The following is a 13,381-nucleotide window of genomic DNA, read 5'->3' as shown; positions in this document are numbered from 1 at the left end:
GAACATGATCGACCTGGCCATCACCGACGACGTCGCCCACGTGGTCCTGAACGCTCCGCACAAGCGCAATGCGCTCGACGTGCAGGCACTGACGGAGCTCGGCGACGCGTATGACGCGGCCGAGGCCGCTGGCGTGCGCGCTCTCGTGCTCCGCGGTGAGGGTGCCGGGTTCTGCGCCGGGCGCGACATCGCCGATGTGGATCCTGCCACGGATGATGTGACCGGGTACCTGGCGGGCGTCGTCACCCCGCTGCTGCAGAAGATGTCGGTCTTTCCCGCGCCCACGTTCGCAGCAGCGCACGGCGCGTGCCTCGGCGTCGGGCTCGGTCTGCTGATCGCCACGGACGTCGTGTACGTCGCCGACACCGCGAAGATCGGCTCGCCGTTCGCCGCACTCGGTGCGACGCTCGACTCCGGCGGGCACGCACTGTTCTACGAGCGCCTCGGCGCGCACAAGACGCTCGACCTCGTCTACACAGGGCGTCTGATGAGCGGCAGCGAAGCCGTACAGTCCGGCCTGTTCTCACAGGTGCTGCCGGCCGCCGAAGTGATCGCGGCGACCGTTGCCGCAGCATCCGCGGCCGCCGCCGGCGCAACGCAGGCTTTCCTCGCCAGCAAGCGCCTGGTCGCCAGGCTGCGCGACGAGCGCCTCGCGCTGTGGGATGCCGTCGCGGAGGAGAACGCGAACCAATCGTCGCTGCGCGACACGTCCGACTACCGCGAGGGCTTCGCGGCGTTCCAGCAGAAGCGCAAGGCGGAGTTCACGGGAAAGTAGGCGCGAGCGGAACCCGGCCGGGGGTGCGCGACAGCACGACACCGATGATCGCGGTCGTGATCGTCGCGACCCATCCGAGGAACCCGATGATCAGCGCCACGGCGAAGATGTTCGATGACGCCGTGCTGCTCGTCCACCCCCAGGTAGAGATCACAGAGCCGAACGGAGGCGTGTCGCCACCGTCTTCGAGCGTGAACATCATCACGAGCAGCGCGATCCAGGTCACCGCGCTGGCGATGTTGTAGAACACCCTGGTGCTGCGGGCCGCCTTCGCATCGCGGTCGAAGAGCACGATGATCGGCGCGATGTACATCGCGATCGCCACGACAGGACCGGCGAACATGCCGATGAGCGTCATCCATCCCATCGGTGCGCCGAACAGACCGCGCCCGAACACCACGAGCCCCGTCAGCAGCACAGGGGCGATCCATTGGAAGACACGGACGAACCGACCGGAGAGCCTCATACGGTCGACCCTACCGTCCCGGAGTGTCGCTCCTCCGGGCCACCATCGCCAGGCGGGGCGGCCTACGCCGAGGTCAGCACCAGGCCGGAGCCGTCCGCCGCGACATCGACACGCACGGTGTCCCCGTCGCGCACGCCTCCCGAGAGCAGCGCCGTAGCCAGCTTGTTCTGCACCTCGTTCGTGATGAGCCTGCGCAGCGGACGCGCCCCGTACACCGGGTCGTATCCCCGCTCCGCGAGCCACGACCGCGCATCGGGCGTGACCGCGAGGGTGAGCCTGCGCTCGCGCAACCGCGTGTGCAGCTGATCGATCGCGAGTTCCACGATCTGCGCGAGGTCGTCCTCCGTGAGCGCCTGGAAGATCACGATGTCGTCGAGACGGTTCACGAACTCGGGCTTGAACGACTGACGCACGAGCGTCATGACGCCCTCGCGCTTGTCGTCGAGCGACAGCGTCGGATCGATGAGGATCGGCGAGCCGAGGTTCGAGGTGAGGATCATGATCACGTTCGAGAAGTCGACCGTGCGCCCCTGTCCATCGGTCAGGCGACCGTCGTCCATGACCTGCAGCAGCACGTCGAAGACCTCCGGATGCGCCTTCTCGATCTCGTCCAGCAGCACGACGCTGTACGGGCGGCGGCGGACGGCCTCGGTGAGCTGACCACCCTGCTCGTACCCGACATAGCCCGGAGGGGCACCGACGAGCCGCGAGACGGTGTGCTTCTCGCCGTACTCCGACATGTCGATGCGCACCATGGCGTGCTCGTCGTCGAACAGGAACTCGGCGAGCGCCTTGGCGAGCTCGGTCTTTCCCACACCGGTCGGGCCGAGGAACAGGAACGATCCGGTCGGGCGACCGGGGTCGCTGATGCCCGCGCGTGAGCGGCGCACAGCATCCGACACCGCCTGCACGGCGTCCTTCTGCCCGATCAGGCGCTTGCCGAGCTCGGACTCCAGGTGCAGCAGCTTCTCGGTCTCGCCCTGCAGCAGCCGCCCCACGGGGATGCCGGTCCACGCCGCGATCACACCGGCGATGTCCTCCTCCGTGACCTGCTCATTGACCATGCGGCCTTCGCCGTCCTCCGACTCCTCGGACTGCTCCGCCGCGATCAGCTCGCGCTCCAGCGCGGGGATCTCGGCGTACAGCAGCCGCGACGCCTTCTCGAGGTTGCCCTCGCGCTGCGCACGTTCGGCGTCGCTGCGCGCGGCATCCAGTCGGGTCTTGAGGTCTCCGACCTTGTTCAGCGATGCGCGTTCGCGCTCCCACCGCTCCTGCAACTCGCCGAGACGGGACTGCTCTGCCGCGAGGTCTTCGCGCAGGGCCGCGAGGCGCTCCTTCGAGGCGGCGTCCTTCTCCTTCTTCAGGGCGAGCTCTTCGAGCTTGAGCCGATCGACGTGGCGGCGCAGCTCATCGATCTCGACCGGGGCCGAGTCGATCTCCATGCGCAGGCGGGACGCGGCCTCGTCGATCAGGTCGATCGCCTTGTCCGGCAGCTGACGTGAGGGGATGTACCGATTGGAGAGCGATGCGGCGGCGACGAGCGCACTGTCGGAGATCGCGACCTTGTGGTGCGCCTCGTAGCGCTCCTTGAGTCCTCGGAGGATCGCGATGGTGTCCTCGACCGTGGGCTCGCCCACGTAGACCTGCTGGAAGCGGCGCTCGAGCGCGGCATCCTTCTCGATGAACTCGCGGTACTCGTTCAGGGTCGTCGCGCCGATCAGCCGCAGCTCACCGCGGGCGAGCATGGGCTTGAGCATGTTGGATGCCGCGACCGACCCCTCGCCCCCGCCGGCGCCCATGAGCGTGTGCAGCTCGTCGATGAACGTGATGACCTGGCCGTCGGACTCGGTGATCTCCTTGAGAACCTGCTTCAGGCGCTCCTCGAACTGGCCGCGGTACATGGCGCCGGCGACAAGGGCTGAGATGTCGAGCGTGATGAGCTCTTTGTCCTTGAGCGACTCCGCGACGTCTCCCGCGACGATCCGCTGCGCCAATCCCTCGACGACCGCCGTCTTGCCGACGCCCGGTTCACCGATCAGCACGGGATTGTTCTTCGTGCGGCGGGTGAGCACCTGACTGACGCGCCTGATCTCGCTGTCGCGCCCGATCACCGGATCGAGCTTTCCCTGACGTGCGCGATCGGTCAGGTTGATGCCGAACTGCTCGAGGGCGGACTGCTGGTCGTCTTGCTGCGACTGTGCGGGGTTGGTCATCGTGTCCTCCTGGACGGCTCCTCTTCAAAGTTGAGTGGTGATGACTCAACTTTACCTCAACTGCGCGTCTTCTGCACGGCGTCCCAGAGCGCGCGGGCGACGTGGCGCTTGGAGCCCTCGGCCGTCGCGATGACCGCACCGCCCTCTCCGATGATCTCGATGGCGTTCTCGGCCTTCTCGAAGCCGTGCTCCGCATCCGCGAGGTTCACCGCGAGCAGGTCGACGCCCTTGCGCTCTCGCTTGCGACGTGCGCGCTCGCGGCGCTGCTCCGCGTCCGACAGCGTCTCCGCCGCGAAGGCCACGACCGTCTGCCCCTGCGGACGCGACGCGGCGAGCCCGGCGACGATGTCGGCGTTCTCGACGAGTTCGACGCGGTCGAGCAGGCCGGACTCCTTGGTGAGCTTCTGATCCGACGGCTCGGCGGGCCGGTAGTCGGCGACCGCGGCAGCCATGATCACGACATGGGCGGATGCCGCGGCATCCGTCATCGCCTCGCCCAGTTGCGCGGCGGTGCCGACCGAGTGCACCGCGATGCGCGGATGCCGCGCTTCGGCGAGCACATCGGCGGTGATGTTCGCGGCGACCAGCTCGACGTCGGCGCCGCGGGCCGCGGCCTCGGCTGCCAGCGCGACGCCCTGCCGCCCGCTCGAGCGGTTGCCGAGGAACCGCACCGGGTCGATGGGCTCGCGCGTGCCGCCGGCCGAGATGGCCACGCGGGTTCCGGCGAGATCCTGCGGCGCGAGCAGTGCGAGGGCCGAATCGACGACCTCCTCCGGCTCGAGCATCCGGCCCGGACCGGAATCACCGCCGGTCAGCTCTCCGTCGCCGGGGCCGAGGATGCTGACCCCGCGCCCGCGCAGCGTCTGGATGTTGGCCTGGGTGGCCGGATGCCGCCACATCTCGGTGTGCATCGCGGGCGCGATCGCCACGGGAGCCGTCGTCGCCAGCAGCGTCGTGCCGAGCAGATCGTCGGCGAGCCCCGCGGTCATCTTCGCGATCGTGTTCGCGGTGGCCGGTGCGACGATCACCAGCTCCGCCGCCTGCCCCAGTGCGACGTGGCGCACCTTCGCCACGTCATCGTGCACGCTCGTCGTGACGGGATTGCGGCTGATCGCCTCCCACGTCGGCGCCCCGACGAAGCGCAGTGCATCCTCCGTGGGGATCACCGTCACTTCGTGACCCGCCTTGATCAGCAGTCGCACCAGATTGACCGTCTTGTACGCGGCGATGCCGCCCGTGACTCCGACGACGATGTTCATGCTTCGATTCTGCCCTGTGTCGACCCTGCCGGGGCGGACGGGTCGCCCGCCGTGGATCGACGGCCGCAGCGTGGAGGCGTAACGTGACGGGATATGAGCACTTCTCCTCCTGCTTCCACGACGCCCGACGCCGGATCCGCGGACAGGGGCTTCTTCGGCCACCCGCGCGCGCTCGCGCACATCTTCGGCGTGGAGATGTGGGAGCGGTTCAGCTTCTACGGCATGCAGGGCATCCTGCTCATCTACCTGTACTACTCGGCCACCGAGGGCGGGTTGGGCATGCCGGAGGCGGTGGCCGCGGGCATCGTCGGCGCCTACGGCGGCGCGGTCTACCTCTCCACGATCCTCGGCGCATGGGTCGCCGATCGCCTGCTCGGTGCGGAACGCGTGCTCTTCTTCAGCGCGATCGTCATCGTCGCAGGCCATCTCGCACTGGCGCTGCTCCCCGGATTCGTCGGGGTCGGCGTCGGCCTGGTCCTCGTCGCGATCGGATCAGGCGGGCTGAAGGCGACCGCGACATCCGTCGTCGGCACGCTCTACTCCGCCGACGACACGCGGCGCGACGGCGGCTTCTCGCTGTTCTACCTCGGCATCAATCTCGGGGCGTTCCTCGGCCCGATCCTCACGGGGCTGCTGCAGTCCACGGCCGGATTCCACTGGGGCTTCGGACTCGCCGCCGTCGGGATGATCGCGGGTCTCGTGCAGTACTCGTTCGGTCGTCGGGGCCTTCCCGATGAGGCCCGGAGGGTCTCGAACCCCCTTCCGCGCCGCGGTTACCCGCTCGTCGGCGGCATCGCGGCGGCGGCCGTGGTCGTCATCGTCGTGCTCGTGCTGACAGGGGTGATTCGTGCGGACAACCTCGCGCTGGTGGTCATCATCACGGTCATCGCCGCGACGATCGCGTACTTCGCCGTGATCCTCGGCAGCCGCAAGGTCACCTCGGAGGAGCGCAGCCGCGTGTGGGCGTTCGTGCCGCTGTTCCTGACCTCGGTGGCGTTCTGGTCGCTGTACCAGCAGCAGTTCACGGTGCTCACCGTGTACTCGGACAAGCGCCTGAACCGCGACCTGTTCGGCTGGGAGATGCCGGTCTCGTGGGTGCAGTCGATCAACCCGGTGTTCATCATCGTGCTGTCCGGCGTCTTCGCCTGGCTGTGGACGCGCCTCGGCACGCGGCAGCCGTCGACGCCGGTGAAGTTCGGCCTCGGCGCGATCGTGATGGGTGGCGCGTTCCTGCTGTTCCTGCCCTTCGCCGGAGGCGGCGAGAACTCCACTCCGTTGCTCGCGATCATCGGCATCCTGTTCGCCTTCACCGTGGCCGAGCTGCTGCTCTCGCCCGTCGGGTTGTCCGTGACGACGAAGCTCGCGCCGAAGGCGTTCCACACGCAGATGGTCGCCCTGTTCTTCCTGTCCGTGTCGCTCGGCACGGCATTGGCCGGACAGCTCGCCGTGTTCTACGACCCGGCGAACGAGGTGCCGTATTTCCTCGTGCTCGGCCTCATCGCAGCGGCGGTGGGCGTGGCGATGCTGCTCGCGGTCAAGCCGGTGCTGCGCCTCATGAAGGGCGTGCGGTAGCCACTCAGAGTGCCGACACGTCGAGCGGGAGCGGCACCTGCGGCGGGAGGGGAACGTCCTCCGCGCTCGCGCGGAAGGACTGCAGCAGATAGCCGGTGAGCCGACGGGATGCGGCCGGCGCGGCGTCTCCCGCACCGGCACGCACCCCGGAGTTCGCCAGCAGGATCAGCATCAGATCCGACGTCGAGAAGTCGTCTCTGAGATCACCGGATGCCTTCGCACGGCGGGCCAGCTCGGCGAAGGTCGTCTCGGCATGCTCCCGAAGCGCACCGAAGTCCGACGTTCCAGGAAGCGCCGACACGAGCGCGGCCGAGAATCCCCTGTCGTGCGCCTGCATCTCGCACACCTCTTCGATGACACGGGAGAACGCGTGCCAGGGGTCGGGATCGGCGAGCGCATCGTCGAGCATGTCCGCGCACTCCCCCATCGGGTCGGCGAACGCCTCGGCGACGAGATCGCCCTTCGATGGGAAATGCCGATACAACGTGGCGACACCGAGGCGCGCGCGGCGCGCGATCTCGCTCATCGACACACCCAGACCGTCCTCTCTGAAGGTCTGCCGCGCGACGTCGAGCAGTTGCGAGCGATTCGCGGCGGCATCCGTCCGCAACCGAGTCGATTTCGTCGTCATGCTCTCACTTTAAACGAAACGGAGTGGTCGTTCCGTTTCGGATGTTAGACAGGAGGAATGACCTCAGAGACCATGCGCATGGCCAGCTACGACCGCTACGGATCCGCGGACGTGCTCCGCGAAGTGACAGGGCCGCTGCCCCGCGTGAAGCCGGGGCACGTCCTGGTCCGAGTGCGTGCGCTGTCGGTCAACGGCGGCGAACTGGCGATGCGCGCAGGACGCCTCCGTCCGTTCAGCGGCAATCGGTTCCCCAAGCAGGTCGGTCTCGACCTGGTCGGCGAGGTGGTCGACCCCGGCGCCTCCCGCTTCTCGGTCGGCGACCTGGTCTGGGGCATCGGAGGGATGCCGCTGGCCACCGCGGCGGAGTACGCGGCAGTCCGACCCGATCGCCTCGGCCTGGTGCCGGAAGGTCTGGATGCCGTGCAGGCCGCCGCGCTGCCTGCCGGTACGACCGCGATCACCGCGCTCCGCGACAAGGCCGCGCTGGCCCCCGGCGAGCGCCTTCTGGTGCGCGGCGCGACGGGCGGGGTCGGATACGTCGCCGTCCAGCTCGGCAAGGCGATGGGCGCGCACGTGACCGGATTGGCGAGCGCGCGCAACCTCGATCTCGTGCGGGAACTGGGAGCGGATGAGGCGATCGACTACCGCCTTCCCGGCGAACTCGGGCAGTTCGACGTCGTGCTCGACACCGTCGGCACCGATCTGCCCGCATTCCGCCGCCTGCTCGCTCCCGGCGGTCGCATGGTCGCCATCGCGTTCGATCTCACGCACCCCTTTCGGTCGCTCGGGTACACCGCCGCGAACTCGCTGCGTCGCACGCGGTGGACGCGCTTCTTCAGCGGCGATCCGCGGACACCGCTGTTCACCGAGCTGGGCCGATGGGTCTCGTCAGGTGCGATCCGTCCGCAGGTCGACCGCGTGTTCCCCCTGTCCGACATCGCCGGCGCCCATCGCGCCCTGGAGGACGGGGGCGTCCGCGGCAAGATCGTGATCACGATCTGACCCGTCGGGTGCGCGTACCCTCTGTGCGGCCAGACCTAGACTGGGCTCCGTGTGCACCGTCGTGATCGATGTCGCCGAGCCGGGAGGGTCGAGAGTTCTCGCTGTCCGCGATGAGGATCCGCAGCGCGCCTGGGACTCCCTCGGAGAGTGGTGGCCCGAGCAGTATCCAGGGGTGACCGGCATCCGTGATCGCCGTGCGGGCGGCGCCTGGCTCGCGGCGGACCGGAGCAGTCGGCGCCTCGCTGTGCTGCTCAACCGGGCCGACGTGCTCGATCTGCCGGAGGATCAGGTGGCCAGCCGGGGCAGCCTGGCCCTCGAGTCGGTCGCCGGTCGATCGCCGATCGCTCCGCTTCCGATGCACGGCTTCAATCTGCTGGAGGTCGGACCGGATGCCGCGCGCGTTCTGTCGTGGGACGGCGCGGATCTGACCGAGACCCCCGTTCCGACCGGCGTGCACATGATCGCGCACGACGGTCTCGACGATCCCGCCACGGCCCGGATCGCCAGGTGGCTGCCGGAGTTCAGAGCCCATGCGGCGACCACTGACCGATGGGATCACGAATGGATCGAGCTGCTCGCCGCATCCACTGCTCTCGACCCCACCGATGACGCGGCCATCATCCGCGACAACCGCCCGCACGGATACCCGACGCAGTCGCTGCTGTACTGCGTCGCGGCCGTCGGCCACGCGTCACTCGACGTGCGTCAGACGACCCTGCCCGCACCAGGACACTGGTCGCTCGCCGAGCACTGAGCGCATCAGGCGGCAGACTCCTCGACCGATGCGAACTTCGCGCGGTAGGCCGTCGGCGTCGTCGCCAGCACCCGCGCGAAGTTCTGCCGCAGTACCGCGGCAGAACCGAAGCCGCACTCCATGGCGATCGCGTCGAGCCCCAGATCTGAGCGCTCCAGCAGTCGCTGCGCGTGGATGATGCGCTGCCTGGCCAGCCATGCCGCCGGCGTCGCGCCATGCTCGGCCTTGAAACGCCTGGCGAAGGTGCGCGGCGACATGTGCGCGCGTGAGGCGAGCTGATCCACGGTCAGCTCCTCGCGGAGATTCTCGACGGCCCAGTCCGTGACCGCGACGAGCGAGTCGGTCTGCGCGGCCGGCAGCGGCCGGTCGATGTACTGCGCCTGCCCACCGTCGCGCTGCGGCGGTACGACCATGCGGCGAGCGACGCGGTTCGTGAGCTCCGCGCCGATCTCCTGCCGGAGGAGGTACAGGCAGGCGTCGAGACCGGCAGCGGTGCCTGCGCTCGTGATGATCCGGCCGTCCTGAACGAAAAGGACGTCGGGATCGACGTCGATCTGCGGGAACATCGCCGTCATCTCATGCGCGTACATCCAGTGCGTCGTCGCGCGGCGTCCGTCGAGCACGCCCGCCTGCGCGAGGATGAACGACCCGCTGCAGATGCTGAGCAGCCAGGCGCCCCTGGCCTCGGCGTCGCGTACGACATCGAGGACGCGGGGATCGGTGGCTCCCCACCATCTGCGCGGGATCGGTGAGACCACCACGAGATCGGCCTCGTAGGCGAACGAGAGGTCGTGTTCGACGTTGATCGAGAAGCCGATCTTCGAGGCCACTTCGCCGGGGTCGGCGGTGACGACGCGGAAGTCGAAGTTCGGCACCCCGTCATCCGAGCGGTCGAGGCCGAATGCCTCACAGGCGACCCCGAACTCGAAGGGGGCGAACCCGTCCTGAACGATGCATGCGACGGTCTTCATGGCGTCCTTCCGGTCGATCACTGGCGATCACCAGGTTGGCAGTTATCCGATGATCTATGTCGATTCTGCCACTCGTGGCAAGAAAACGCCATGCATAGCATTTCTGCCATGGTCATCATCATCCTTCTCGCAACGCTCGCCCTCGCCGGCGTCATCGCGACGCTCGTCGAACTGGGCCGCGACGGCTTCCGGCCTATCGCGACGGATTGGACGCGCGTCGCGGAGCGCGACACCGCACGGAACGCGGAATCGGCGCCGATCTACCGCTGAAGCGCGAGCCGCGGATATGCTCAACGGCATGAGCGATCCGCAGCAGAGCCCGGTTCCGCCGTACGCCTCGAACGCGGGTCAGCCGCCTCAGCCGACCTATCCTCCGCAGCCGGCGCAGCCGGCCCCGACAGCGCATCAGTACTACCAGGGCGGCGGCGCACCGCAGCAGCAGGCGCAGCCCCATCAGGCGCAGCCCCAGTACACGCAGCCCCAGTACGCCCAGGCGCAGTACGGGCAGACGCAGTACGCACAGCCCGGTCATGCCGGCGCGTCCTCTCCGGCCTCGTCCAACGCCCCGGGACGGATCGGATTCATCATCGGCCTCATCGGACTCGCCGTCGGCCTGCTGTCGAACGTGATCGTCCAGATCATGATCCGCTCGGCGGACTACGCACTGATCGGTCTCGTCAGCGGGGGCTTCTCGGTGGTCGCCTTCCTCGCCTCACTGGCAGCGCTCATCTTCGGCATCGTCGGACTCCGTCGGGTCGGCGCCCCTCACGGGCTCGCTGGCATCGCCACCGGGCTCGGCGGAGCCGGCGTCATCGGCGCCGGATTCGCCTTCATCCTCAACGCGGTCAGCTCGATCTTCTACTTCTGACGCGAGGGTGCGCCCTCACTGCCGCGCGAGCACGCGTTCGTAGACCTCGATCATCGCGGTCGTCCGCGACGACTGGCGGAATGCCGCTGCAACATCCGGATCGGGCGTCGGCGCGTCGCCGGCCACGATGTCGGATGCCGCGCGCTGCAGCGTGTCCGCGAGCGCCGTGACGGAGGCGTCCGGCACGACCCAGAGGCCACCACGCAGTTCAGCGGCGATGTCCGGATCGCTGACGACAGTCGGCGTGCCCAGCGTCGCCGCTTCGAACGGCGTCATGCCCTGCGTCTCGAAACCGATCGAGGTCTGCACGACCGCATCCGCCGCAGCGATCCTCGCCAGGGTGTCGGGATACGAGAGGCGCCCGGCGAATCGGATGCCGTCGTGACCTCGGGCGATCTTCTCGGCGGCGCGCAGCTGTCCGCCTCCGCCGATCACCTCGATGTCCGCATCCACGCGTGACTCGACAACGGCCTCGAGGAAAGGCAGCAGCCTCTTCTCCGGGCTCATCCGCCCGAGCCATACGAACCGTGGGCGCCGAGGGCTCGAGGCATCATCCGAGATGCGAGCCGCCACGCCAGCCGTGGTGTCGCGCGCCGCGAGCGTCCGTGCGAGCAGCTCGTCGTCGATGCCGTTCCACACCACGTCCACCCGCTCGAAGACGCCGTGCTCCTCGAGGCGTCGAGCGAAGTGCCCCGACGGCGCCGTGACCGCGGCCGATCCTTGCGCGATGCCGCGCAGGAACGCCCATCCGTCCAGGCCGTCGACCGTCCGGCCGATCCCTCGCATCGCCGCGCGTCGCCACAGGTTGAGCACCGCCAGCGCCGGCCTGTGCAGCGGGGTGACGGCGGCCATGCCGACGTCGACACGGTTGTGCATGGTGTGCACCACAGGGATGCCGTGGCGATGGGCGAACCGATGGCCGATGAACGCACCCCAGAAATCAGCCTGCACGTGCACGAGGTCGACCGGCGGGCGTGAGACGAACGCCCGATCGAGGAAGCGATCGGTGCGCCGGCCGGGCCACGACATCGAGTACTCGCGGTCGACCGTGATCGGTATGGAGGGGAGGTCGAAGGGGTTCGGCCACCCGAAGACGCTGCCGTTGTGCATCTTCGGTGCGACCACGGTCACGGTGTGCCCTGCGAGCTCGAGGTACTGCTTCTGCAGCCGCATCGACACCTGCGCACCGCCGAGCGAAGCGAGGTGCTGATCGCCGAAGAAGACGATGTGCATGGTTACGCCGGCAGTGGTTCGTCGCGGTAGAGCGCCTCGAAGGTGTCGAGCGTGCGGTTGATGTCGTGCACGAGGACACCGTCCAGCGATGCCTGCTGCATCCGCTCGTACTCGGCGGGCTCCGCCGTCAGCACATCCGTGAGACGTGCGGCGAGGTCGTCGGCGTCGCCCGGTTCGAACAGGTAGCCGTTCTCACCGTCGTGCACGAGGTGCGGCAGGGCGACGGCATTCGCGGCGACGATCGGCAGGGCCGACGCCATCGCCTCCATGGTCGCGATCGACTGCAGCTCGGCGATCGACGCGATCACGAACAGACTCGCGCGCGAGAGCAGGGCACGCAGCTCCGCGTCGGTGGTGCGACCGTGGAAGGTGACCCGGTCCGACAGACCGAGCTCGCCGGCGAGTCGCTCGAGATTCTTGCGCTGATCCCCGCCGCCGACGATGTCGAACGTCGTCTCGAGCGCGGGGTCGAGCTTCGTCATCGCCTGCAGGATGACTTCGATCTGCTTCTCGGCGGTGAGGCGCCCGACGAAGATGATGCGGTTCTTCTCCCGCGGGGCGACGACCGGCGTGTACTGCGTGCGGTCGATCCCGCAGCTGATCGGGATGACGCCTTCGATGTCGATCGTCTTCTCCAGGAAGTCCGCCGCCCGACGCGTCGGCGTCGTGACCGCCCTGGTGAGCTTGAGCGTGCGCTCCGCGTCGTCCCACGCGAAGTCGATGACCCGGCGGTTGATGAACTCGGGAAGCGCTGTGTGATCGAGGATGTTCTCGGCCATCACGTGGTTGGTCGCGATGATCGGGATGCCGCGCTGCGCGGCGATGCGCGAGAGGCCGCGGCCGATCACGATGTGCGACTGGATGTGCACGACGTCGGGCTGCACGCGGTCGAGCACCTTTCTGGCGTAGTGCTTGGCGCGCCACGGCCACACGAACCGCAACCAGTCGTGCGGCGCCCAGCGCACTGACGGCAGACGGTGAAGCGTCATCGGCTCGCCCTCGATCACCTCGGTCTGCGGCTCCGCCCGACGGTACTTCCTGTTCGGCGCGACGACATGCACGTCGTGACCGCGCTGTACGAGCCCCGCCGCCAGCCGTTCGGCGAAGCGGGCGGCGCCGTTGATGTCGGGAGCGAAGGTGTCGCATCCGATCAGGATGCGCAGCGGACGATCGCTGGGAGCGGAGGCGGGCTCGGGGGCGCTCGACGGAACGACCTTGTCGATCGGAGCGTCAGAGGAGGTCACGGATGGCAGCCTTACGGTACGCGTCGGGGGATGGCCCTGGTTCAGGGCGCTGGCAACTCTACCCGAGCGGCCTGCGGGCACCCGGGAGGCCAGCCGCAGTCAGGCCCTCACGCAGGCTCATCCTCTAGCGTGGTGACATGCGCATCGCCAGCTCCGCAGACCCGCAGCTCTGGATCCCCGTCACCGAGTCGTTCGGGTGGAAGGGGCGTCGGCACCGCAAGGCCGCACTGCGGATGCTGATGGGCAACGCCGTGCAGGCTGGCGGTGGCACCCCCGCTCGGGGCACTCGCATCGGAGCGTGGGCGATCAGCCAACTCGCCCCCGCGATGATGAAGCGCGCGGATGGCCGCGTGCTGGTGTGGACGTGGAAGGCGGAGCCGGAGCTCGGGGGGG

At 68.6% G+C, this 13,381-nt stretch carries 13 protein-coding genes and 1 pseudogene; 7 read left to right on the top strand and 7 right to left on the bottom strand.

Annotated elements, in window-relative coordinates:
- Nucleotides 1-4: 4 nt before the first annotated feature.
- Nucleotides 5-775 carry an enoyl-CoA hydratase/isomerase family protein gene (locus ACNPNP_RS01225; RefSeq protein WP_448964251.1) on the top strand — a complete coding sequence of 257 codons (771 nt, stop codon included), beginning with the start codon at nucleotides 5-7 and terminating at the stop codon, nucleotides 773-775.
- On the opposite strand, the gene ACNPNP_RS01220 is transcribed toward ACNPNP_RS01225, so the two are convergent.
- The 3 genes from ACNPNP_RS01220 to coaBC all read right to left on the bottom strand — a co-directional run bounded on the left by ACNPNP_RS01220 (nucleotide 762) and on the right by coaBC (nucleotide 4,713).
- Nucleotides 762-1,241 carry a hypothetical protein gene (locus tag ACNPNP_RS01220; RefSeq protein WP_448964250.1) on the bottom strand — a complete coding sequence of 160 codons (480 nt, stop codon included), beginning with the start codon at nucleotides 1,239-1,241 and terminating at the stop codon, nucleotides 762-764. The genes ACNPNP_RS01225 and ACNPNP_RS01220 overlap by 14 nt on opposite strands.
- Before the next feature lie 62 nt (nucleotides 1,242-1,303).
- Entirely contained in the window at nucleotides 1,304-3,454 is a 2,151-nt protein-coding gene (locus tag ACNPNP_RS01215; RefSeq protein ID WP_448964249.1) for an ATP-dependent Clp protease ATP-binding subunit, read from the bottom strand.
- A 56-nt stretch (nucleotides 3,455-3,510) separates the two neighbouring features.
- A complete protein-coding gene (coaBC, locus tag ACNPNP_RS01210; RefSeq protein WP_448964248.1) occupies nucleotides 3,511-4,713 on the bottom strand; it encodes a bifunctional phosphopantothenoylcysteine decarboxylase/phosphopantothenate--cysteine ligase CoaBC in 1,203 nt (400 codons plus the stop codon).
- A gap of 93 nt (nucleotides 4,714-4,806) precedes the next feature.
- On the opposite strand from coaBC, the gene ACNPNP_RS01205 reads away from it, so the two are divergent.
- On the top strand, nucleotides 4,807-6,285 hold the full coding sequence (locus tag ACNPNP_RS01205; protein ID WP_448964247.1) for a peptide MFS transporter: 1,479 nt from the start codon (nucleotides 4,807-4,809) through the stop codon (nucleotides 6,283-6,285).
- Nucleotides 6,286-6,289: 4 nt separating this feature from the next.
- On the opposite strand, the gene ACNPNP_RS01200 is transcribed toward ACNPNP_RS01205, so the two are convergent.
- Nucleotides 6,290-6,916 carry a TetR/AcrR family transcriptional regulator gene (locus ACNPNP_RS01200; RefSeq protein ID WP_448964246.1) on the bottom strand — a complete coding sequence of 209 codons (627 nt, stop codon included), beginning with the start codon at nucleotides 6,914-6,916 and terminating at the stop codon, nucleotides 6,290-6,292.
- Between the two features lie 57 nt (nucleotides 6,917-6,973).
- Between ACNPNP_RS01200 and ACNPNP_RS01195 the strand changes: the two genes are divergently transcribed.
- Both ACNPNP_RS01195 and ACNPNP_RS01190 read left to right on the top strand, forming a co-directional pair.
- Nucleotides 6,974-7,918 (top strand): NAD(P)-dependent alcohol dehydrogenase, encoded by a 945-nt coding sequence (locus ACNPNP_RS01195; RefSeq protein ID WP_448964245.1) that lies wholly within the window; start codon nucleotides 6,974-6,976, stop codon nucleotides 7,916-7,918.
- 49 nt (nucleotides 7,919-7,967) lie between these two features.
- A complete protein-coding gene (locus ACNPNP_RS01190; protein WP_448964244.1) occupies nucleotides 7,968-8,672 on the top strand; it encodes an NRDE family protein in 705 nt (234 codons plus the stop codon).
- Between the two features lie 5 nt (nucleotides 8,673-8,677).
- Here ACNPNP_RS01190 and ACNPNP_RS01185 read toward each other — a convergent pair whose 3' ends face one another.
- Nucleotides 8,678-9,643, bottom strand: coding sequence for a GlxA family transcriptional regulator (locus ACNPNP_RS01185; protein WP_448964243.1), 966 nt, complete (start codon nucleotides 9,641-9,643; stop codon nucleotides 8,678-8,680).
- Between the two features lie 108 nt (nucleotides 9,644-9,751).
- Here ACNPNP_RS01185 and ACNPNP_RS01180 point away from each other — a divergent pair, with 108 nt between their 5' ends.
- Entirely contained in the window at nucleotides 9,752-9,913 is a 162-nt protein-coding gene (locus ACNPNP_RS01180) for a hypothetical protein (RefSeq protein ID WP_448964242.1), read from the top strand.
- A gap of 28 nt (nucleotides 9,914-9,941) precedes the next feature.
- A complete protein-coding gene (locus ACNPNP_RS01175; RefSeq protein WP_448964241.1) occupies nucleotides 9,942-10,511 on the top strand; it encodes a hypothetical protein in 570 nt (189 codons plus the stop codon).
- Between the two features lie 15 nt (nucleotides 10,512-10,526).
- On the opposite strand, the gene ACNPNP_RS01170 is transcribed toward ACNPNP_RS01175, so the two are convergent.
- The gene (locus ACNPNP_RS01170; protein ID WP_448964240.1) at nucleotides 10,527-11,744 is read right to left on the bottom strand and encodes a glycosyltransferase family 4 protein; all 1,218 of its coding nucleotides are present in this window, start codon (nucleotides 11,742-11,744) and stop codon (nucleotides 10,527-10,529) included.
- 2 nt (nucleotides 11,745-11,746) lie between these two features.
- The gene (locus ACNPNP_RS01165) at nucleotides 11,747-12,967 is read right to left on the bottom strand and encodes a glycosyltransferase (RefSeq protein WP_448964499.1); all 1,221 of its coding nucleotides are present in this window, start codon (nucleotides 12,965-12,967) and stop codon (nucleotides 11,747-11,749) included.
- 158 nt (nucleotides 12,968-13,125) lie between these two features.
- Here ACNPNP_RS01165 and ACNPNP_RS01160 point away from each other — a divergent pair.
- Nucleotides 13,126-13,381, top strand: a pseudogene (locus tag ACNPNP_RS01160) (hypothetical protein); the annotation flags it as partial.

This window comes from Microbacterium xerophyticum (genome assembly GCF_053543555.1).
The sequence above is the reverse complement of the archived record's forward strand: the minus strand, read 5'-3'. Positions and strand labels throughout refer to the sequence as shown.

Excerpts from the sequence above, each read along its gene's own strand:
- ACNPNP_RS01170 (WP_448964240.1), bottom strand. The coding sequence starts at position 11,744 with ATGCACATCGTCTTCTTCGGCGATCAGCACCTCGCTTCGCTCGGCGGT.
- ACNPNP_RS01205 (WP_448964247.1), top strand. The coding sequence starts at position 4,807 with ATGAGCACTTCTCCTCCTGCTTCCACGACGCCCGACGCCGGATCCGCG.
- ACNPNP_RS01220 (WP_448964250.1), bottom strand. The coding sequence starts at position 1,241 with ATGAGGCTCTCCGGTCGGTTCGTCCGTGTCTTCCAATGGATCGCCCCT.
- coaBC (WP_448964248.1), bottom strand. The coding sequence starts at position 4,713 with ATGAACATCGTCGTCGGAGTCACGGGCGGCATCGCCGCGTACAAGACG.
- ACNPNP_RS01215 (WP_448964249.1), bottom strand. The coding sequence starts at position 3,454 with ATGACCAACCCCGCACAGTCGCAGCAAGACGACCAGCAGTCCGCCCTC.
- ACNPNP_RS01185 (WP_448964243.1), bottom strand. The coding sequence starts at position 9,643 with ATGAAGACCGTCGCATGCATCGTTCAGGACGGGTTCGCCCCCTTCGAG.
- ACNPNP_RS01175 (WP_448964241.1), top strand. The coding sequence starts at position 9,942 with ATGAGCGATCCGCAGCAGAGCCCGGTTCCGCCGTACGCCTCGAACGCG.
- ACNPNP_RS01180 (WP_448964242.1), top strand. The coding sequence starts at position 9,752 with ATGGTCATCATCATCCTTCTCGCAACGCTCGCCCTCGCCGGCGTCATC.
- ACNPNP_RS01200 (WP_448964246.1), bottom strand. The coding sequence starts at position 6,916 with ATGACGACGAAATCGACTCGGTTGCGGACGGATGCCGCCGCGAATCGC.
- ACNPNP_RS01225 (WP_448964251.1), top strand. The coding sequence starts at position 5 with ATGATCGACCTGGCCATCACCGACGACGTCGCCCACGTGGTCCTGAAC.
- ACNPNP_RS01195 (WP_448964245.1), top strand. The coding sequence starts at position 6,974 with ATGACCTCAGAGACCATGCGCATGGCCAGCTACGACCGCTACGGATCC.